20 protein-coding genes are annotated in these 18,430 nt (G+C 74.0%); 14 read left to right on the forward strand and 6 right to left on the reverse strand.

Annotation, left to right across the window (positions count from 1 at the left end):
• Positions 1 to 121 precede the first annotated feature (121 nt).
• The 3 genes from ACI78Q_RS05785 (at position 122) to ACI78Q_RS05795 (ending at position 2,981) form a co-directional block, all read left to right on the forward strand.
• Positions 122 to 595 (forward strand): MarR family winged helix-turn-helix transcriptional regulator, encoded by a 474-nt coding sequence (locus ACI78Q_RS05785; RefSeq protein ID WP_456922368.1) that lies wholly within the window; start codon positions 122 to 124, stop codon positions 593 to 595.
• A gap of 46 nt (positions 596 to 641) precedes the next feature.
• Positions 642 to 2,237: an MDR family MFS transporter gene (locus tag ACI78Q_RS05790; RefSeq protein WP_456922369.1), complete on the forward strand. Its 1,596-nt coding sequence runs from the start codon at positions 642 to 644 to the stop codon at positions 2,235 to 2,237.
• A 186-nt stretch (positions 2,238 to 2,423) separates the two neighbouring features.
• The gene (locus ACI78Q_RS05795) at positions 2,424 to 2,981 is read left to right on the forward strand and encodes a hypothetical protein (RefSeq protein WP_456922370.1); all 558 of its coding nucleotides are present in this window, start codon (positions 2,424 to 2,426) and stop codon (positions 2,979 to 2,981) included.
• Positions 2,982 to 3,088: 107 nt separating this feature from the next.
• Here the strand turns inward: ACI78Q_RS05795 and ACI78Q_RS05800 are convergent, their stop codons facing one another.
• Together ACI78Q_RS05800 and ACI78Q_RS05805 are read right to left on the reverse strand one after the other, a co-directional pair.
• Complete coding sequence (locus tag ACI78Q_RS05800; protein ID WP_456922371.1) at positions 3,089 to 3,529, reverse strand: OsmC family peroxiredoxin; 441 nt, start codon at positions 3,527 to 3,529, stop codon at positions 3,089 to 3,091.
• A gap of 69 nt (positions 3,530 to 3,598) precedes the next feature.
• Positions 3,599 to 4,042, reverse strand: coding sequence for a MarR family winged helix-turn-helix transcriptional regulator (locus ACI78Q_RS05805; protein WP_456922372.1), 444 nt, complete (start codon positions 4,040 to 4,042; stop codon positions 3,599 to 3,601).
• 202 nt (positions 4,043 to 4,244) lie between these two features.
• Between ACI78Q_RS05805 and clpB the strand changes: the two genes are divergently transcribed.
• From clpB to ACI78Q_RS05820, 3 genes are all read left to right on the forward strand, one after another.
• Positions 4,245 to 6,830 carry an ATP-dependent chaperone ClpB gene (gene clpB / locus ACI78Q_RS05810; protein WP_456922373.1) on the forward strand — a complete coding sequence of 862 codons (2,586 nt, stop codon included), beginning with the start codon at positions 4,245 to 4,247 and terminating at the stop codon, positions 6,828 to 6,830.
• Between the two features lie 252 nt (positions 6,831 to 7,082).
• Positions 7,083 to 7,769, forward strand: a complete 687-nt coding sequence (locus ACI78Q_RS05815) for a hypothetical protein (protein ID WP_456922374.1) — start codon at positions 7,083 to 7,085, stop codon at positions 7,767 to 7,769.
• Positions 7,770 to 7,890: 121 nt separating this feature from the next.
• A complete protein-coding gene (locus ACI78Q_RS05820) occupies positions 7,891 to 8,538 on the forward strand; it encodes a fasciclin domain-containing protein (protein WP_456922375.1) in 648 nt (215 codons plus the stop codon).
• On the opposite strand, the gene ACI78Q_RS05825 is transcribed toward ACI78Q_RS05820, so the two are convergent.
• Positions 8,522 to 9,001, reverse strand: coding sequence for a TspO/MBR family protein (locus ACI78Q_RS05825; protein WP_456922376.1), 480 nt, complete (start codon positions 8,999 to 9,001; stop codon positions 8,522 to 8,524). The genes ACI78Q_RS05820 and ACI78Q_RS05825 overlap by 17 nt on opposite strands.
• Positions 9,002 to 9,034: 33 nt before the next feature.
• Between ACI78Q_RS05825 and pyrE the strand changes: the two genes are divergently transcribed.
• The 8 genes from pyrE to ACI78Q_RS05865 all read left to right on the forward strand — a co-directional run bounded on the left by pyrE (position 9,035) and on the right by ACI78Q_RS05865 (position 15,792).
• Entirely contained in the window at positions 9,035 to 9,637 is a 603-nt protein-coding gene (pyrE, locus tag ACI78Q_RS05830) for an orotate phosphoribosyltransferase (protein WP_456922377.1), read from the forward strand.
• Between the two features lie 47 nt (positions 9,638 to 9,684).
• Positions 9,685 to 11,082 carry an FAD-binding oxidoreductase gene (locus ACI78Q_RS05835; RefSeq protein WP_456922378.1) on the forward strand — a complete coding sequence of 466 codons (1,398 nt, stop codon included), beginning with the start codon at positions 9,685 to 9,687 and terminating at the stop codon, positions 11,080 to 11,082.
• 4 nt (positions 11,083 to 11,086) lie between these two features.
• Positions 11,087 to 12,439: an FAD-dependent oxidoreductase gene (locus ACI78Q_RS05840; protein ID WP_456922379.1), complete on the forward strand. Its 1,353-nt coding sequence runs from the start codon at positions 11,087 to 11,089 to the stop codon at positions 12,437 to 12,439.
• Positions 12,436 to 13,032: a pentapeptide repeat-containing protein gene (locus tag ACI78Q_RS05845; RefSeq protein ID WP_456922380.1), complete on the forward strand. Its 597-nt coding sequence runs from the start codon at positions 12,436 to 12,438 to the stop codon at positions 13,030 to 13,032. Before ACI78Q_RS05840 ends, ACI78Q_RS05845 begins: the two co-directional genes overlap by 4 nt.
• Before the next feature lie 76 nt (positions 13,033 to 13,108).
• Positions 13,109 to 14,143 (forward strand): class II fructose-bisphosphate aldolase, encoded by a 1,035-nt coding sequence (gene fbaA, locus ACI78Q_RS05850; protein WP_456922381.1) that lies wholly within the window; start codon positions 13,109 to 13,111, stop codon positions 14,141 to 14,143.
• Positions 14,144 to 14,220: 77 nt separating this feature from the next.
• Positions 14,221 to 14,643, forward strand: coding sequence for a DUF3151 domain-containing protein (locus ACI78Q_RS05855; RefSeq protein ID WP_456922382.1), 423 nt, complete (start codon positions 14,221 to 14,223; stop codon positions 14,641 to 14,643).
• A 134-nt stretch (positions 14,644 to 14,777) separates the two neighbouring features.
• Positions 14,778 to 15,371 (forward strand): hypothetical protein, encoded by a 594-nt coding sequence (locus ACI78Q_RS05860; RefSeq protein WP_456922383.1) that lies wholly within the window; start codon positions 14,778 to 14,780, stop codon positions 15,369 to 15,371.
• 277 nt (positions 15,372 to 15,648) lie between these two features.
• On the forward strand, positions 15,649 to 15,792 hold the full coding sequence (locus ACI78Q_RS05865) for a GPGG-motif small membrane protein (protein ID WP_186817115.1): 144 nt from the start codon (positions 15,649 to 15,651) through the stop codon (positions 15,790 to 15,792).
• 20 nt (positions 15,793 to 15,812) lie between these two features.
• Here the strand turns inward: ACI78Q_RS05865 and ACI78Q_RS05870 are convergent, their stop codons facing one another.
• The 3 genes from ACI78Q_RS05870 to ACI78Q_RS05880 form a co-directional block, all read right to left on the reverse strand.
• Positions 15,813 to 16,628: an ATP-binding cassette domain-containing protein gene (locus ACI78Q_RS05870; protein WP_456922384.1), complete on the reverse strand. Its 816-nt coding sequence runs from the start codon at positions 16,626 to 16,628 to the stop codon at positions 15,813 to 15,815.
• On the reverse strand, positions 16,625 to 17,686 hold the full coding sequence (locus ACI78Q_RS05875) for an ABC transporter permease (protein WP_456922385.1): 1,062 nt from the start codon (positions 17,684 to 17,686) through the stop codon (positions 16,625 to 16,627). The genes ACI78Q_RS05870 and ACI78Q_RS05875 overlap by 4 nt, the downstream gene beginning before the upstream one ends.
• Before the next feature lie 100 nt (positions 17,687 to 17,786).
• Positions 17,787 to 18,404: a hypothetical protein gene (locus ACI78Q_RS05880; RefSeq protein WP_456922386.1), complete on the reverse strand. Its 618-nt coding sequence runs from the start codon at positions 18,402 to 18,404 to the stop codon at positions 17,787 to 17,789.
• Positions 18,405 to 18,430: the final 26 nt, after the last annotated feature.

The following is an 18,430-nucleotide window of genomic DNA, read 5'->3' on the forward strand; positions in this document are numbered from 1 at the left end:
GCAGACCCCCGTCGTGACCGCTGGGTTACCGCGGGGGTCTTCTGCGTCACAACAGTTGCAGACCACAACCAACGGACAGTATGGTTGCACTCTGCAAGCAACGATCGTGGCGAGGAACCCCGTGCCCATCACCCCCCAGACCCGCGACCGGCTCACCGCCGGCGTGGCCCGCATCGTCCGGAGCGGGCGGCACCTCAGCGTCCGCGCGGCCGCCGCGCTCTACGGCGACCTGCCGTCCTACGGCTGGGCCCTGCTCGCCCCCCTCCAGCAGGACGGCGAGCAGCGCTGCAGCGTGCTGGCCGCCCGCGCCGGCGTGGACGTCTCCGTGGTCAGCCGCCAGTTGGCCGTGCTCGAGCGCTCCGGCTACGTGGCCCGGCGTCCCGACCCGGCCGACGGGCGCGCCCACCTCGTGTACGTGACCGAGGCCGGGGAGGCCGCTCTCGCCGGCACCCGGGCGCTGCGCTCCGAGTGGGCCGAGACCGCCCTGGCGGACTGGGACGAGCACGACGCCGGCCTGCTCAGCGACCTGCTCGAGCGGCTCGCCGCGGACCTCGACGCCTCCGCCGCCGCAGGCGTCGCCCGCACCGCCTCGTGAGGGGCGCCACACCTCCCTCCCCTTCCGCACCGAGCCCAGGAGCACCGTGACCAGCACCCTCGAGCCCCGCACCGCGGCGGCCGCCCCGGACGACGTCGCCCCCGTCGAGCAGCAGGGCGGGATGACGCACCGGCAGATCCTCTCGGCGCTGTCGGGCATGTTGCTGGCGATGTTCGTGGCGTTCCTGTCCTCGACCGTCGTCTCCAACGCCCTGCCCACGATCATCACCGAGCTGCGCGGCACCCAGGGCCAGTACACCTGGGTGGTCACCGCGACCCTGCTGGCCTCGACCGCGTCGACGCCGATCTGGGGCAAGCTCGCCGACCTGTTCAGCAAGAAGCTGCTCATCCAGATCTCGATCGTCATCTTCATCGTCGGCTCGATGCTGGCCGGCCTGTCGCAGTCGGTGGACACCCTCATCGCCTGGCGCGTCCTGCAGGGCCTCGGCCTCGGCGGCGTCCAGGCGCTCGTGCAGATCGCGATGGCGGCGATGATCAGCCCCCGCGAGCGCGGCCGGTACTCCGGCCTCATCGGTGCGGTCATGGCCGTGGCCACCGTCGGCGGCCCCCTCATCGGCGGCGTCCTGGTGGACACCAGCTGGCTGGGCTGGCGGTCGGTGTTCTACGTCGGCGTCCCGTTCGCCGTCGTCGCGCTGGTCCTGCTGCAGCGCACGCTGCACCTGCCGATGACCAGGCGCCACGTGCGCATCGACCACCTGGGCGCGACCTTCCTCACCGCCGGCGTCTCGGCGCTGCTCATCTGGGTCACCCTGGCCGGCGGCACCTTCCCCTGGTGGTCGGTCGAGACGGCGCTGTTCCTCGCCGGCGGCGTGCTGGCCATCGTGGCCTTCGTCGTCACCGAGCTGCGGCACCCCGAGCCGATCGTCCCGCTGCGGCTGTTCCGCGACCGGACGACGACGCTGGCCATCGTCGCCAGCATCGCGATCGGTGTCGCGATGTTCGGGTCGTCGGTCTTCCTCGGCCAGTACCTGCAGATCTCCCGCGGCTACTCCCCGACGGCGGCCGGTCTGCTGACCATCCCGATGGTCGGCGGCCTGCTGATCTCCTCCACCGTCTCCGGCATCCTCATCACCCGCCACGGCCGGTGGAAGGCCTACCTGGTCGCGGGCTCGGTGCTGGTCGTGGCCGGCTTCGGGCTCCTGTCGACGATCGACCACGAGACGGACATGGTCCTGCTGGGCGCCTTCCTGTTCGTCCTGGGCGTCGGCATCGGCATGACCATGCAGAACCTGGTGCTGGCGGTGCAGAACACGGTGGCCGCCCGCGACCTGGGTGCGGCGAGCTCGGCCGTGGCCTTCTTCCGCAGCCTGGGCGGCACGATCGGCGTCTCGGTGCTCGGCGCGGTGCTCAGCAGCCGGGTCGGCGACCTGATCGCCCAGGGCCTGGCCGGCGTCCCCGGGGCCGCGCAGGCCGCGTCGTCCGGCGAGGTGGGGCTGGCCGACCTGGCCGACGCGCCGCCGGCGATCCGGACGCTGATCCAGGTCTCCTACGGCGACGCCACCGGCCGCATCTTCGCGATCTCCGCCGTCCTGGCCGTGGTCGCGGTGGTGGTCATCCTGTTCATCCGCGAGGTCGCGCTGAGCACCCAGAGCGGTGAGGAGCGGCTGCGCAGCGGCGAGTAGCCCGCGACGGCCGGGGACCGACATGGGTCGTCGGATGATCGACACGCTTGACGGGCGATCGTGGACGCCCGGGTGCGTGTCGTCGCGAATCGTGAGCGACCGTCGACGGTGGATGGTGTCGAGCGGTCGTCGGTCCCGGGTACTCGGGACCTTCAGCCTGCGGGCTCTCCTCCCAGCCTTGGAAACGTGCTGATCCCGCAAGCCAATCCAGGGGGAGGGACACCCGTGCGAAAGCGTGCAGCAGCAGTGGTCCTCGCCGGCGCCGCCGGCTTCATGATGATGGGGGCTCCGGTCGCGATGGCCGACAATCCGCATCCGGTGGACAGGGTGGCCAACACCCCGAAGGTGGGTGGCCAGCTGAACAGCGCGTGGGGCGAGGTCGCGAGCAACCTGGCGCAGTTGGACACCACTGCCGAGGGCGGCACCGGCGGTGCGATGGGGCAGCACTCGCGCTCGACCAAGGCCGCCGACAACAACGGTGGTTTCGCCAGCAGTGACAACGCCTTGGGCATCACGCTGAGCGACAACACCGACGGCTCGACCGGTCGGGAGGGTGTCGGCAACGTGTCGGCGGACGACGAGGGGCCCCACGGCGTCAATCCCGGTGACGGTGGCAACGGCCAGCACGCGCTGAACAACGCCAGGCTGGCGGGGGTCCTCAACCCCGTCAACGGTGAGCTCACCACCACCGTCGGCGGCACCGCGCCCGACGTCTCCTCGGAACTGCTGGAAGGGACGCAGTAGGAGGATCGTCGACGCGGAACGGACCGACGTCCGCGACGCCCAGCGCGAACAGAGCCCCCCGGATGGGCGATCACCCGGGGGGCTCTGTCCTGCCGCCGTCGTGCTGTTCAGCTCTCGAGCGCTGCGTCCAGGGTGATCTCGTCGACGCCGGCCAGGGCCTTGCTGACGGGGCAGCCCGCCTTGGCGGCCTGGGCGGCCTTCTCGAAGCCGGCCGCGTCGAGTCCCTCCACCTCACCGCGCACGGTGAGGGCGATCTTGGTGATGTGCGGGCCGCCGTCCTTCTGGCCGAGCGTGACGTCGGCGCCGATCTCCAGGGCCTGGGGGGTGCCGCCGGCCTTGGCGATCTCGTTGGACAGCGCCATCGCGAAGCAGGCCGAGTGGGCGGCGGCGATCAGCTCCTCGGGGCTGGTGGTGCCGCCGGCGTCCTCGGCCGCGCGCTTGGGGAACGAGACCTCGTAGGTGCCGACCTTCGAGCTGGACAGCTCGACCTGACCGGACCCCTCCTGCAGGGTGCCGTTCCACGCGGTGCGGGCAGTGCGGGTGGGCATGCGATCTCCTCCGTCTCGGGGCCTACGGGGCTCGCCCTACCCGTGACGGTTGCACGCAACCGTCACGGCTCAGCCCCCGCTGACCCGTTCGGTGACCAGCTGCAGCTTCGCCTTGAGCTCGGCGAACTCCTCGCGGTCCAGGTCGAGGGCGCAGATGATCTCGCCGGAGATGGACTCGGCCTCGTCCCGCAGCGCGCGGCCGGCGTCGGTGAGGGCGATGGACACCGAGCGCTCGTCCTCCACCCGGCGGTGGCGGGTGACCAGGCCGGCGGAGGTGAGCCGCTTGAGCAGCGGGGAGAGCGTGCCGCTGTCCAGGGACAGCCGCGCGCCCAGTTGGCCGACGGTCTGGTTGTCGGTCTCCCAGAGCAGCATCATCACGAGGTACTGCGGATAGGTGAGGCCGATCGCGTCGAGCAGAGGGCGGTACCGCGCCGTCATCGCCCGGGATGCGGCGTAGAGCGCGAAGCAGAGTTGGTCCTCGAGGACCGCGCTCGGTGCCGGCAGACGCGTCATCCCCGGGAGTCTAGGCGTCCTGGCCAGGCCGCCACGGGGGGTTGCCGAGGATCGACACGGGCGGGTGAGGACCTCCGGTGCTTGCACCAGGGGCGCGCAGCGAGATTGAGTGGAACAGACTCAACCTCGTCCACGTTGGACGGGGCGAGAACCACGGCCGAGCCCCGGCCGACCCCACGCCGAGAGGACCGCTGCACCCACCATGCAGAGCAAGCTCACCACCCGTTCGCAGGAGGCCATCGCCGCTGCTCAGCGGCTGGCGGTCGACCGTGGCCAGGCGGCCCTCGAGCCGCTGCACCTGCTCCTCGCCCTGCTGGAGCAGACCGACGGCATCGCCGGGCCCCTGCTCAAGGCCGTGGGCGCCGACGTCTCCGACGTCCGCGCCAAGGCGGAGGCGGCGCTGCGGCGCCTGCCCAGCGTCAGCGGGGCCACCGTGCCCGCGCCCTCGCCGTCGCGCGAGCTGCTGCGGGTGCTCAACGCCGCCGGTGAGCAGGCCAGTGCGCTCGGGGACGAGTACGTCTCCACCGAGCACCTGCTGGTCGGCCTGGCGAGCTCCGACGGCGAGGCCGCGACGGTGCTGAGCAGCGCCGGTGCCACGCGCGACGCGCTGCTGGCCGCCTTCCGCACCGTGCGGGGCAACCGCAAGGTCACCACCCCCGACCCGGAGAGCACCTTCCAGGCGCTGGAGAAGTACGCCGTCGACCTCACCGAGCGTGCCCGCGAGGGCAAGATCGACCCGGTGGTCGGCCGCGACACCGAGATCCGGCGGGTCGTGCAGGTGCTGTCCCGGCGCACCAAGAACAACCCGGTCCTCATCGGTGAGCCCGGCGTCGGCAAGACCGCGATCGTCGAGGGCCTGGCCCAGCGGATCGTCGCCGGCGACGTGCCCGAGAGCCTCAAGGGCAAGCGGCTGATGGCGCTGGACCTGGCGAGCATGGTGGCCGGCGCGAAGTACCGCGGTGAGTTCGAGGAGCGGCTGAAGGCCGTCCTGCACGAGATCACCGAGTCCGAGGGCGAGATCGTCACCTTCATCGACGAGCTGCACACCATCGTCGGTGCCGGCGCGACCGGCGACTCCGCGATGGACGCCGGGAACATGATCAAGCCGATGCTGGCCCGCGGCGAGCTGCGCATGGTCGGGGCGACCACGCTCGACGAGTACCGCGAGCACATCGAGAAGGACCCGGCCCTCGAGCGGCGCTTCCAGCAGGTCTTCGTCGGCGAGCCCTCCGTGGAGGACACGATCGGCATCCTGCGCGGCCTCAAGGAGCGCTACGAGGTGCACCACGGCGTCCGGATCACCGACGCCGCGATCGTCGCCGCCGCCACCTTGTCGGACCGGTACGTCACGGCCCGGTTCCTGCCGGACAAGGCGATCGACCTGGTCGACGAGGCCGCCAGCCGGCTGCGCATGGAGATCGACAGCCGGCCGGTCGAGGTCGACGAGGTCGAGCGCGCCGTCCGCCGGCTGGAGATCGAGGAGATGGCGCTGGCCAAGGAGGACGACCCCTCCTCGGTGGAGCGGCTGGCCGCGCTGCGCGCGGACCTCGCCGACAAGCGCCAGCAGCTCGACGAGCTGACCGCCCGGTGGCAGCAGGACAAGGGCGCGATCGTCCGCATCCAGCAGATCAAGGAGGAGCTGGAGCGGGCGCGCCTGGACGCCGAGCGGTTCGAGCGGGACGGCGAGCTGGCCCGCGTGGCCGAGCTGCGCTACGGCCGGATCCCGCAGCTGGAGAAGGCGCTGACCGACGCCGAGGCGTCCGTCGAGGCCGGTGACTCCATGCTCAAGGAGGAGGTCGGCCCCGACGACATCGCCGAGGTCGTGCAGGCCTGGACCGGCATCCCCGCGGGCCGGCTGCTGGAGGGCGAGACCCAGAAGCTGCTGCGCATGGAGGAGGAGCTCGGGCAGCGGGTCGTCGGCCAGCCCGACGCCGTCCGAGCCGTCTCCGATGCCGTGCGTCGTGCGCGGTCCGGCGTGGCCGACCCCGACCGGCCGACCGGCTCGTTCCTGTTCCTCGGCCCGACCGGCGTCGGCAAGACCGAGCTGGCCAAGGCGCTGGCGGAGTTCCTGTTCGACGACGAGCGGGCGATGGTCCGCATCGACATGAGCGAGTACTCCGAGAAGCACTCGGTGGCCCGGCTCGTCGGCGCTCCGCCCGGCTACGTGGGCTACGAGGCCGGCGGGCAGCTCACCGAGGCGGTGCGGCGGCGGCCCTACACGGTCGTGCTGCTCGACGAGGTCGAGAAGGCCCACCCCGACGTGTTCGACGTGCTGCTGCAGGTGCTCGACGACGGCCGGCTCACCGACGGCCAGGGCCGCACCGTCGACTTCCGCAACACGATCCTGATCCTCACGTCCAACCTCGGCTCGCACGTGATCGCCGACCAGTCGGTGGAGGAGGAGCGGCGCCGGCAGGCGGTGCTCGAGGTGGTCCGGCAGCACTTCAAGCCGGAGTTCCTCAACCGGCTGGACGACGTCGTGGTGTTCCGGGCCCTGGGCAGCGAGGAGCTGGCCGGGATCGTCGACATCCAGGTCGGCGTCCTGGCGCGGCGGCTGGCCGCTCGCCGGCTCACGCTGCAGGTCACCGACGCGGCGCGGGACTGGCTGGCGATCAACGGGTTCGACCCGGTCTACGGCGCCCGGCCGCTGCGCCGGCTGGTGCAGTCGGCGATCGGCGACCAGCTGGCCAAGGCGCTGTTGGCCGGCGACATCCGGGACGGCGACGAGGTGGTCGTCGACGCGCCGGACGACCTCGCCGTCGAGGGTCTGATCGTCCGCCGCGGCTGAGCGCCGCGCCCTGTACGACCACCGTGGACCCGGTGTGGAGGCCGGAGGCCTCCCGCCGGGTCCGCGGGTGCGGGCTCCGCGCGCCGGGGGGACGGCAGCCGGCCGCGGTGTCGGCCGGCAGGCCGGCGCTGTCGTCGTGGGCCGGTCGTCGTCCCTACCGATCCGGTCTCGAAACACGTCGAGGGGTGGCTCGGGGACTCGGCGGTGGGTGATCATCTCCGCCGACACCGGGGGACGACGACGGGAGCACAGATGACGTCAGGGCAGGGCGGCCAGGGTGGGTGGGGCGGTCAGGACCCCCAGCAGGGCGGCCAGGACCCGCAGGGCTGGCAGCCGCCGCAGCAGGGCTGGCAGGCCCCGCCGCAGCAGGGCTGGCAGGCGCCGCCTCCGCCCGGGTGGCAGCAGCCGCAGCAGGGCTGGCAGCAGCCGGGGCAGTACGGCTACGCCCCCGCGCCGTCGGCTCCCGGGTACGCGCCGCAGGAGGCGCCGCCGCGCCCCGACAGCGTGCGCTTCGGGATCGGCGCCTTCGTCGCCAACCTGCTGATCGGGCTCGTCGGCGCGATCGTCACCTTCGCCAGCATCGACACCCTGCTGGACTCCGAGCTGGCGCGGGAGGGCGTCACGGTCTCCGAGGACGCCGTCCAGGCGGTCATCACCGTGAGCGCCGTCATCGGGCTGCTGTTCGTGGCGCTGGAGGCGCTGTTCATCTGGTTCGCCTGGAACGGGCGCAACTGGGCGCGGATCATCCTGTTCGTGCTGGGTGGGCTCGGCATCATCGGCGGCCTGTCCGCGCTGGCGCAGCCGACCACCGGCTTCCTCACCGCGCTGTCGGTCTGCCAGATGCTGGTGGTCATCGCCGGTGTCGTGCTGCTGGCCCGGCCGCCGTCGAACGAGTGGTACCGGGCCATGGGCCGGCGCCGCGCCGCCGGCCTGCGCTGACGGCCGGGCCCGGCCCCGGCGCGCCGATGCGGTGCGCCGGGGCCGGGCCGCGCCGGTCCCCGGGGGCACCCGGCGGTCCGGGGAGAATGGCCGGCGGTCGACTGCGAAGGAGCTCCGTCCCGTGACGCACACCCCCGCCCGCCGCGCCCTGCTCGCCGCCGCGTCGGCTCTGGCCGTCCCGCTGGCCGCCTGCGGCTCCGGGGACGCCGCGGAGGACGCCGCCCCGGCCCCCGGCGCCACGGCGGCTCCCACCTCTGCCGCCCCGGCCGCCACGGGGCCGATCGGCACCGGGTGCGGGGCGTTCCCGCCCGAGGGTGAGGGCAGCATCGCCGCCATGGCCGACGCCCCGCTGGCCACCGCGGTCGCCGGGGCCCCGCCGCTGTCCAACCTCATGATCACGGTGCACGCGGCCACCCTCGTCGACCCGCTCAACACGACCCAGGACATCACCATCCTCGCGCCGATCAACCAGGCCTACGAGGCGGTGCCGCCGGAGACGCTGCAGCCGCTGCTGGCCGACACCCCGCGGCTGACCGAGCTGGTCACCCACCACGTGATCCCCGGCCGGCTGGTGCCGGAGGAGCTGGCGGGCACGCACGCCACCCTCAGCGGCGACCCGGTCACCATCGAGGGCTCCGGTGGGTCGTTCACCATCAGCGCCGAGCAGACCCTCGTCGGCAGCACCGACGCCACCGTGGTCTGCGGCAACCTGCCGACGGCGAACGCGACGGTCTACGTCATCGACCAGGTGCTCAGCCCGCCGGCGTGACAGCCCCGTTCCTCCGGGCGATGGCCGCGGTCAGCGCCGTCGCGAACGCCGTCCATCCCGCGTAGGGGGCCAGGACGACCGCCGCCGGGCCACTGACTGCCGCCGCCCGGCGGACGAGGTCGACCGTGGAGACGGTGAGCACGGCGCACTCGGCCGTGGCGGCCCACGGGCGGTGGGCCCGGAAGAACAGCGGCGACCACCCCGCGTTGAGCGCGAGGTTCAGCGCGTAGGCCCGGGCGAACGGCCGGCCGTCGCTGCTGCGGGTGAGGACCTCGCCGGCGGCCCACGCCATCCCGGCGTACAGAGCGGTCCAGACGATGCCGAAGGTCTGCGGCGGCGGGTACCAGGAGGGCTTGTCCAGCCGGCGGAACCACCGGCTGCCGGGGTCGGTGGCCAGCCCGCCGAGGACGGCGGCGGTCAGCGGCCCGGCCGCGGCGACGAGGCGGGTCCGGGGAAGCGACATGCCCCGATCGTGGCCGTCAGTAGGGTCGGCTGCATGGAAAAGGACCCCGCCCCTCCCCACCCCTCGTCCCTCGGGACGGGACCCTGGGGCGGGGCCGCCCTGCCCGACCGCGACCGCCTGCTGGAGCTGATCGTCGAGCTCGCCGTGGTGCAGGGACGGGTCACGCTCTCCTCCGGGCAGGAGGCCGACTGGTACATCGACATGCGCCGCCTGACCCTGCACCACGAGGGCGCGCCCCTGGTGGGCCGGGTGATGCGGCAGCTGACCGGCGACCTGCGCTACGACGTCGTCGGCGGGCTGACCCTCGGCGCCGACCCGGTCGCCACGGCGATGCTGCACGCGGCCGCCGCGGGGGAGGGTTTCCTCGACGCCTGCGTGGTGCGCAAGGCCGGCAAGGCGCACGGTCTGCAGCGGCGGATCGAGGGCCCGGACGTCGACGGCCGCAGCGTCCTCGTGGTCGAGGACGTGTCCACCACCGGCTCCAGCCCGCTGACCGCCGTCGAGGCGCTGCGCGAGGCCGGCGCCGAGCCGGTCGCGGTCGCGGTCATCGTCGACCGCGGGGGCCGCGCCGCGGTCGAGGAGGCGGGCCTGGAGTACCGCGCCGCCTTCACCCTCGCCGACCTCGGCCTGGACTGAACACCGAGAGGGACGGACCCGCGGCCGCGGCGTCGTACGGTGTGACGATGACCACGGTGACGACGGCGTGGGCGGCCGAGCTGGCCGATGCCCTGGGTGCCGACAGCGTGCTGACCGACCCCGACGTCACCGCCTCCTACTCCCGTGACCAGGCGATGCTCGCCGAGGCCGGGACGCCGGCGGCCGTCGTCCTCCCGCGCAGCACCGCCGACGTCGTCGCGGTCATGCAGATCGCCTCGCGGCACGGGATCCCGGTGGTGCCCCGGGGTGCCGGGTCGGGTCTGGCCGGGGCCAGCAACGCCGTCGACGGCGCGATCACGCTGGTCATGACCCGGATGGACGCCGTCCTGGAGGTGTCCCCCGCGGACCGCCTGGTCGTCGTCCAGCCCGGGGTGGTGAACAAGGCGCTGCGGGACGCGGTCGCCGGGTCCGGGCTGTTCTACCCGCCGGACCCCTCCAGCTACGACTGGTGCACGATCGGCGGCAACCTCTCCACCAACTCCGGCGGGCTGTGCTGCGTCAAGTACGGCGTCACGACCGACTACGTGCTGGGCCTGGAGGTCGTGCTCGCCGACGGGCGGGTCCTGCGCACCGGACGGCGCACCGTCAAGGGCGTCGCCGGCTACGACCTCGCCCGGCTGTTCGTCGGGTCGGAGGGCACCCTCGGCGTCATCACCGAGGCGACGCTGGCCCTGCGGCCGGCACCGCAGCGGCCGGTCACCCTCGTGGCCACCTTCGCCACGACCGCGCAGACCGGGCAGGTCGTCGAGCGGGTGGTCACCAGCGGCCTGGTGCCCAGCCTGCTGGAGGTCATGGACAACACCTGCATCTGCGCCGTCGACGACCTGCTGCGCGCCGACCTCGACCGCGACGCCCACGCGCTGCTGGTGGCCCAGTCCGACGCCGGCGGCGAGGCGGCCGTCCGGCAGATGGAGACGCTGGCTGAGCTGTGCCGGGAGGCCGGCGCCGACCTCGTGCACACCACCGACGACCCGGCCGAGGGCGACCTCCTGCTGGCCGCCCGGCGCATGGCACTGCCGGCGCTCGAGCAGCTGGGCAGCACGCTCATCGACGACGTCGCCGTGCCCCGCTCGCGGATCGCCCAGTTCCTCGACGGCTGCGACACCATCGCCGCCGAGCGCGGGCTCACCATCGGCGTCGTCGGGCACGCCGGCGACGGCAACATGCACCCGACGATCTGCTTCGACCCCACCGACGCCGACCAGCGCGAGCGGGCCTTCGCCGCCTTCGACGACATCCTGGAGCTCGGCCTGTCCCTCGGCGGCACGATCACCGGCGAGCACGGCGTCGGGGCGATCAAGGTCGACTGGCTGGAGCGGGAGGTCGGCCCGGTGTCGCTGGAGGTGCACCGGTCGATCAAGGCCGCGCTCGACCCGGACGGGCTGCTCAACCCCGGCAAGGTGCTGCGCCGCCTGACACGCTGACCCCATGGCTGCAGACCGGCTCCTGGTCATCGGCGGGGACGCCGCCGGCATGTCCGCGGCGGCACAGGCCCGGCGGCTGCGACCGGCCGAGAGCCTGGCCATCACCGTCCTGGAGCAGGGGCCCGACGTCTCCTACTCCGCCTGCGGCATCCCCTACTGGGTCGGGGACGTGGTCTCCGACCGCGACCGGCTGATCGCCCGCAGCCGGCACGAGTTCACCGCCCAGGACATCGACGTCCGCACCGGCACCCGGGCAGAGGCGATCGACCTCGACGCCGGCACGGTGCGCACCGCCGACGGGCAGACCCTGGGCTACGACCACCTGCTCGTCGCCACCGGCGGCCGCCCGCTGCGCCCGCCGGTGCCCGGCCTGGACGCCGACGGCGTGCACGGGGTGCACCGGCTGGCCGACGGCGCCGCCATCCGGGCCGCGGTCGCCGCCGGCGCCCGCCGCGCCGTCGTCCTGGGCGGCGGCTACATCGGCCTCGAGATGGCCGACGTCCTGCACGCCCGCGGCGTGGCGGTGACCGTCGTGCTCGCCGACCCCCTCCCCATGGCGCTGCTGGACGCCGACATGGGGGAGCGGGTCTGCAAGGCGATCGGGGACATGGGCATCGACGTCCAGCCCAACCAGCCGGTGCGCGAGATCGAGACCGACGCCGACGGCGTGGTGCGGGCCGTCCGCACCGACGCCGGCAGCTACCCCTGCGACCTCGTCGTCCTCGGGCTGGGCATGGGCCCGGAGGTGGCCCTCGCCCGCGACGCCGGCCTGCGGCTGGGGGAGACCGGCGCCATCGAGGTCGACCGCACCCAGCGCTCCCGCTCGCACCCCGAGGTGTTCGCCGCCGGTGACTGCGTGCAGACCTTCCACCGGCTGACCGGCGAGCCGGCGCACGTCGCGCTGGGCACCCACGCCAACAAGCAGGGCCGGGTCGTGGGCTCGGTGGTCGGCGGCCGGCCGGCGCGCTTCGCCGGGGTGCTCGGCACCGCCCTCACCGGCATCGGCGAGCTGGAGATCGCCCGCACCGGGCTGTGCACCAGCCAGGCGGAGGCGGCGGGCTACGAGATCCGCACCGAGACGATCGAGGGGACGACGAGGGCCGGCTACTTCCCCGGCGCCGAGCCGATGGCGGTGAAGCTGGTCAGCGACCGCGGGTCCGGGGAGCTGCTCGGGGCGCAGATCGTGGGCGGGCCGGGCAGCGGCAAGCGGATCGACGTCATGGCCACCGCCATCTGGGCCGGCCTGACCGCCGAGGAGTTCGCCGGCTCCGACCTCTCCTACGCCCCGCCGTTCTCGCCGGTCTACGACCCGGTGCTCGTCGCCGCGCGCGTGGCCAGCCGGGCGGAGCGGGGGTGACCGCCAAGGGTGAGGTCCGCGGGGCGGACTGGTACGGCGACGACCTCTCCGGCCAGGAGCACACCGGGGTCACCTTCAGCGCCGTGGACCTCTCGGAGACGACCGACGACGGCGCCGTCTTCACCGACTGCGTGTTCCGGGACTGCCGGTTCACCCTCTCCACCCACACCGACGCGGCGTTCCTCACCTGCACGTTCACCGGCTGCTCGTTCTCCCAGGCGACGCTCACCGGCTGCAAGCTGGTCGGCTCCCGGTTCGAGCGCTGCGGCTTCGACCTGCTCACCGTCACCGGCGGCGACTGGTCCTTCGTCGGGCTGGCGGGGGCGGACCTGGCGAAGGCCACGCTCACCGGCGTCCGCATGCGGGAGGCCGACCTGACCGGGGTGCGCGCCGTCGGGGCGACGCTGCGGGACCTCGACCTCTCCGCCGCCGAGTGGCACGGGGCCGACCTCTCCGGTGCCGACCTGCGCGGCACCGACCTCGCCGGGGTCGACCCGCGGGAGGTGGAGCTGGCCGGGGCGCGGATTGACGTCGTCCAGGCGGTCGCCCTGGTGACCGCGCTCGGGCTGCGGGTGGAGCCCGGCGGGGTGTAGCGGGTGTCGCGGGGCACGGGCGCGGCGGGATACTGGCCGCCAGCAAGCGCCGATCCCGACGCAAGGAGTGCCTCGCATGCCCATCGCGACCCCTGAGGTCTACGCCGACATGATCAACCGGGCCAAGGAGGGCGGCTTCGCCTACCCGGCGATCAACTGCACCTCGTCCGAGACGGTCAACGCGGCCCTGCGCGGCTTCGCCGACGCCGGCAGCGACGGCATCATCCAGTTCTCCACCGGCGGCGCGGAGTTCGGCTCGGGCACCCGGGTCAAGGACATGGTCACCGGTGCCGTCGCACTGGCCGAGTTCGCGCACGTCGTCGCCGAGAAGTACCCGGTCAACGTCGCGCTGCACACCGACCACTGCCCGAAGGACAAGCTGGACGCCTACGTGCGCCCGCTGATCGCCCTGTCCAAGGAGCGCGTCGACGCCGGCCAGGCGCCGCTGTTCCAGTCGCACATGTGGGACGGCTCGGCGATCGACCTCGACGAGAACCTGCACATCGCCGAGGAGCTGATCGAGAAGTCGGCCGCCGCCAAGCTGGTGCTCGAGGTCGAGATCGGCGTCGTCGGCGGGGAGGAGGACGGCGTCGCGCACGACATCAACGAGAAGCTCTACACCGCCGAGGGCGACTTCGTCGCGACCGCCAAGGCGCTGGGGCTCGGCGAGAAGGGCGTCTACCTGCTCGCCGCCACCTTCGGCAACGTGCACGGGGTCTACAAGCCGGGCAACGTCAAGCTGCGCCCGGAGATCCTCAAGCAGGGTCAGGACGTCGTCGCCAAGGAGTTCGGCCTGGCCGAGGGCAGCAAGCCGTTCAACCTCGTCTTCCACGGCGGCTCCGGGTCGGCGCAGGAGGAGATCCGCGAGGCGCTCTCCTACGGCGTGGTGAAGATGAACGTCGACACCGACACCCAGTACGCCTTCACCCGGCCCATCGCCGGGCACATGTTCAGCAACTACGACGGCGTCCTGAAGGTCGACGGCGAGGTGGGCAACAAGAAGGCCTACGACCCGCGCAGCTACCTCAAGGCCGCCGAGACGGGCATGGCCGCCCGCATCGTCCAGGCGTGCGAGGACCTGCTGTCGGCCGGCCAGTCGCCGAGCGCCTGAGTGACCGAGCTCGCGAGGTCACGCATGGACGGAGCGACGCGCGGCGCATGTCCGACGAGCGCCGGCGAGGAGGAGCTGTGACGCACTCGCACCAGAACCTGCTCGGGGAGCCGCCGGCCACGCTGCTGCCGGCCAACCCCGAGGCCGAGGCCGAGCTCGCGGCCGGCAGCACGCCGGCCGAGGTCGCCGCGCACCACCCGACGGTCAGCGCGGCCTGGGCCGCGCTGGCCGAGGAGGCGCTGAACCGGCCGGAGCGGGCGCTGCGGGACACCATCGAGGCCTACGCGTACGCCCGCACCGGCTACCACCGCGGCCTGGACGCGCTGCGCCGCAACGGCTGGAAGGGCTACGGCCCGGTGCCCTGGTCGCACGAGCCCAACCGGGGCTTCCTGCGCTGCGTGACGGTGCTGGCCCGCGCCGCCGAGGCGATCGGGGAGACGGCCGAGCAGGAGCGCCTCACCGAGCTGCTGCGCGACTGCGACCCCAGCCTCGCCGCCTGACCCCCCTCTGCGGGCGTCCCTCCTGACGCGCAGCGGAGGCTGGGAGCGCAGGTTTCCTGCGCCCCCAGCCTCCGCTGAGACAGCCCCGGGGGACGCCCGCACTGCTGTCGGCCCGGAGCGGCAGACTGACCCCCGTGGAGCACACGCCGGCAGCCGTGGTGGCCCGCCTGCGGCCGCTGCTGCTCGCGGTCCACGAGGCGCTGTCGGCGGGCGTGGCGGTCAGCGCCGCGATCCACGCCGCCCACGGCTGGAACCCGAGCGCGGACCGCCACCTCGACCACCAGCTCGTCCGCCGCGAGGCGATGGAGCGGCTCAAGCCGTGGGGTGCCGCCCCGGACGACGAGGCCGATCCGTGGCTGACCCGCCAGCTGGAGTTCACCGACACCAGCACCGACAACCTCGGCCTGCCGATGAGCGGGCTGCTGCTGCGCACCGCCACCGACGTCCTGCGCGTCTGGCGCTCCGACGACGGCGAGCTGCCCGCGGCCGCCACCGAGGGGCTGCGCGCCTTCTACCGGCAGGCCCCCAGCCGCCAGCTGCAGCTGGACCTCGACGACCGGTCCGGCGTCCCGCGCCCGGCGCCCGGGCACCTCGCCCTGCTGTGGGCCGACGCCGGCGCCGTCCTCACCCGCTTCGACCTCGTCCGGCCCGGCGGGCACGCCGGCCGGCGGGTGCAGGTCGACTGGCACGTCGACCTGCTCGAGCGCGTGGTCCGCCCAGCCGCCTGAGGTGCCGCTGCCCGCCCGGGGCGCATCCAGGGAGGGCAGCGGCGGCCGGGGGCCGACGCCGGCGGTCTCGGGCTCACAGGGAGCGGCCGGACACCGCCGGGCGCTCCGGGGCACGACGAGGCCGGGGATCCCGGCGACCCGCGCCCCAGAAGTGGGTGCCGGTCCCATCGTGGAGGCGTTGTGACGCTGGGTGATCGCTCGACGTGCGGATTTCCAGGACCATGCCTACGCTCCGTCTCCGGCGTCCACTGGGGACGCCCGTCACCGGAGGTGCTGCATGGCAACGCTTCTCTGGATCCTCGCGGTCATCCTCGTGGTCGCCGGCATCGTCGCGATCGTGCGCAGGCAACTGCTGTGGGGGATCGTGCTCATCATCGTGGGCCTGCTCGTCGGGCCGGGTGGGGTGAGCATCTTCACCTGAGCGGCACCCGGAGCCCCGACTCAGCGTTCGTCGAGCTCCGGGTGCAGCTCCCGCAGCCGGGCGGTGAGTGAGGCCAGCTCGTCCCCGCCGGCCATGAGACGCGTGAGGACGTCGGCATCGACGTCCTCACGCGTCAGGTCGCCCGCCACGTGCCCGTGCGCGAGGAGCAGGAACCGGTCGCCGACCAGGTGGGCGTACCGCGGGTTGCTGGTGACCACCACGATGGCCAGCCCCCGCGCGCGGGCGGTCAGCACGGCCCGGCCCACCAGGGTGTGCTGCTGGATCGTCATCGGCGCGGTCGGTTCGTCGATCACCAGGGCCCGGACGCCGAAGTGCAGCGCCCGGGCGATCGCCAGCGTCTGCCGCTCCCCGGCGCGCAGTGCCGAGGCCGGCTGGTCCGGGTCGATGCCCGGGACGCCGACCTGGGCGAGGGCCCGCACCGTCGTCTCCCGCGCGGCCTCGAGATCGAGCCGGCGCAGTGGCCAGGGCCCGCGCGTGGGCTCGGCGCCCAGGGAGAAGTTCCGCCACACCGACAGCAGCGGTGCCACCGCGAGGTCCTGCCACACGGTCGCGATGCCGGCGGCGCGGGCGGCCTTGGGCGACCGGAACCGCACCGGCCGACCGTCGAGCAGCAGCTCCCCCTCGTCGTACCGGCACAGGCCCGAGAGCATCGAGACCAGCGTGGACTTGCCGGACCCGTTCTCGCCCAGCACGCAGGTGATCTCGCCGGGGCGGAACGCCGCGTTCACCCGGGCCAGCGCCGCCACGCTGCCGTGGTGGACGCTGACACCGCGCAGCTCCAGCAGCGGGACGGGGCGGTCGGCCGGCCCGCTCACGATCGCGGCACCGCCTTCAGCCGGTCCCGGACGACGCCGTTGGCCAGCAGCGCCACCAGCAGAAGGACGCCGAGGAAGGCCTCGAACCAGCGGGCGTCCCACCCGGCCAGCACCACCCCCTGCCGCGCCGTGGCGTAGAGCAGCGCACCCACCGCGGCGCCGACCGCAGACCCGTACCCGCCGGTGAGCAGGCAGCCGCCGATGACCGCGACGACGACGAAGGTGATCGCCGTCCCGAGCCCGGTGCTGGCCTGCACGCCGCCCAGGCGCACCACCCCGAGCGTGCCGACCAGCCAGCCGGCCGCGGCGGTGCAGCAGTACAGCGCGACCGTCGTCCGCCGGTCGGCGACACCGAGCTCGCGGGCCGCACGGCGGGCGCCGCCGACGGCGAACACGCCGTTGCCGAAGCGGGTGCGCCACAGCGTCCACGACGCCCAAGCGGTCAGGAGCACCCACCACAGCAGCGAGACGCGGAACCGCCCGTCGCCGATCTGCACCGTCGACCCGAACACCGCCGTCGCCGACGACCAGCCGGGGGCCTCGCCGAGCCCGTCGATGCGCACCGAGCGGGTCAGCGACCGGGTGCCGGCCAGGGCCACGCCCTGCAGCACGAGGAACGTCGCGAGGGTGACCAGGAAGCTCGGCAGCCCGGTCGTGACCACCAGCCAGCCGTTCACCAGCCCGACCAGCAGCGCGGCCGCCAGCGAGCCGGCCAGCGCGGGCCAGGTGCCCCACCCGGCCTCGGTGATGAGCACGCCGGTGACCAGGGCGCTGCCGACGGAGATCATCCCGATCGACAGGTCGAAGTGCCCGGCGACCAGGAGCAGCGCGACCGCGACACCGCCGATGCCGATCAGCGCTGCCGCGTCCAGGGCGCTGGCCAGCCCGCCCGGACTGAGCAGGTGGGGTGCCTGCGGGGCGAAGAACAGCAGGACGACGGCCAGGCCCACGAACGCCGCGAGGCTGGGGCGGGCCAGCGCCCGGTCGAGCAGCCGTCGTCCCCGGGCCGGGGCCGGCGTGGCGTGCGGCCCGAACGAGGGCAGTCCGTCGGCTGTCACCGGCGGGGACAGGACGTCGGCAGCGGGGCCTCCTCGACCAGGGACGTGCGTCCAGTGTCCACGAACGGCGCGACCCACCCGCAGCGCCCCGCGCCGCCGATCAGGGGCGCAGCCGCCAGCGCACGCGGTGGTCGGCGTACCAGGTCCAGCGGCTGACCGGCCGCGGGTACGGCACGCCGTCCCGGACGACCCGGGCCGGGTCGCAGGCGATCTGCACCGCCCGGCCCGTCGTGCGCCGGGCGGGCCGCAGGGGCAGCGTCATGACGACGACCCCGAGGGTGTCCACCTGCCGCCACTCCGGCCGGACGTCGATGCGCGTGATGATCCCGTCGGCGACCTTGGCCGCGTCGTTGTGCGCCTGCGCCCCGAACCGGCGGGCCAGCGGGCCGCGCCGTCCGGGATCGGCCGCCTCGACCCGGCCGTGGTGCAGCAGGACGCCGCCGTGGTCGTCGCGCACCAGGCTGAGCTCGCGCTCCTCGCCGGCACCCACGCCCAGCGCGCGGGCCAGCCCGGTCGACGCGGTGTCGTCGGCGGGCTCCCACGACACCGGCACCCCGGCGGTCCGCCCGGCCTTGTCGAGCGCGGCGAGCACCGCGGCCAGCGCGGGCACCGGGCCCCTGACCAGCACGGCGTCGGCGTCGACGGCCGGCGCGACCGTCTCGCGGGCCGGTGCCTGGCCGGGGTCGAGGCCGCGCAGGTCGAACCGGACGAGCGACATGCGGATACCCTGCCACCTGCCAGCCG

The sequence above is a fragment of the Geodermatophilus sp. SYSU D00705 genome, from assembly GCF_054050135.1.

Coding starts and splice junctions, on each gene's coding strand:
- ACI78Q_RS05800 (WP_456922371.1), bottom strand. CDS start 3,529: ATGCCCACCCGCACTGCCCGCACCGCGTGGAACGGCACCCTGCAGGAG.
- ACI78Q_RS05805 (WP_456922372.1), bottom strand. CDS start 4,042: ATGACGCGTCTGCCGGCACCGAGCGCGGTCCTCGAGGACCAACTCTGC.
- clpB (WP_456922373.1), top strand. CDS start 4,245: ATGCAGAGCAAGCTCACCACCCGTTCGCAGGAGGCCATCGCCGCTGCT.
- ACI78Q_RS05815 (WP_456922374.1), top strand. CDS start 7,083: ATGACGTCAGGGCAGGGCGGCCAGGGTGGGTGGGGCGGTCAGGACCCC.
- ACI78Q_RS05825 (WP_456922376.1), bottom strand. CDS start 9,001: ATGTCGCTTCCCCGGACCCGCCTCGTCGCCGCGGCCGGGCCGCTGACC.
- pyrE (WP_456922377.1), top strand. CDS start 9,035: ATGGAAAAGGACCCCGCCCCTCCCCACCCCTCGTCCCTCGGGACGGGA.
- ACI78Q_RS05835 (WP_456922378.1), top strand. CDS start 9,685: ATGACCACGGTGACGACGGCGTGGGCGGCCGAGCTGGCCGATGCCCTG.
- ACI78Q_RS05840 (WP_456922379.1), top strand. CDS start 11,087: ATGGCTGCAGACCGGCTCCTGGTCATCGGCGGGGACGCCGCCGGCATG.
- fbaA (WP_456922381.1), top strand. CDS start 13,109: ATGCCCATCGCGACCCCTGAGGTCTACGCCGACATGATCAACCGGGCC.
- ACI78Q_RS05865 (WP_186817115.1), top strand. CDS start 15,649: ATGGCAACGCTTCTCTGGATCCTCGCGGTCATCCTCGTGGTCGCCGGC.
- ACI78Q_RS05880 (WP_456922386.1), bottom strand. CDS start 18,404: ATGTCGCTCGTCCGGTTCGACCTGCGCGGCCTCGACCCCGGCCAGGCA.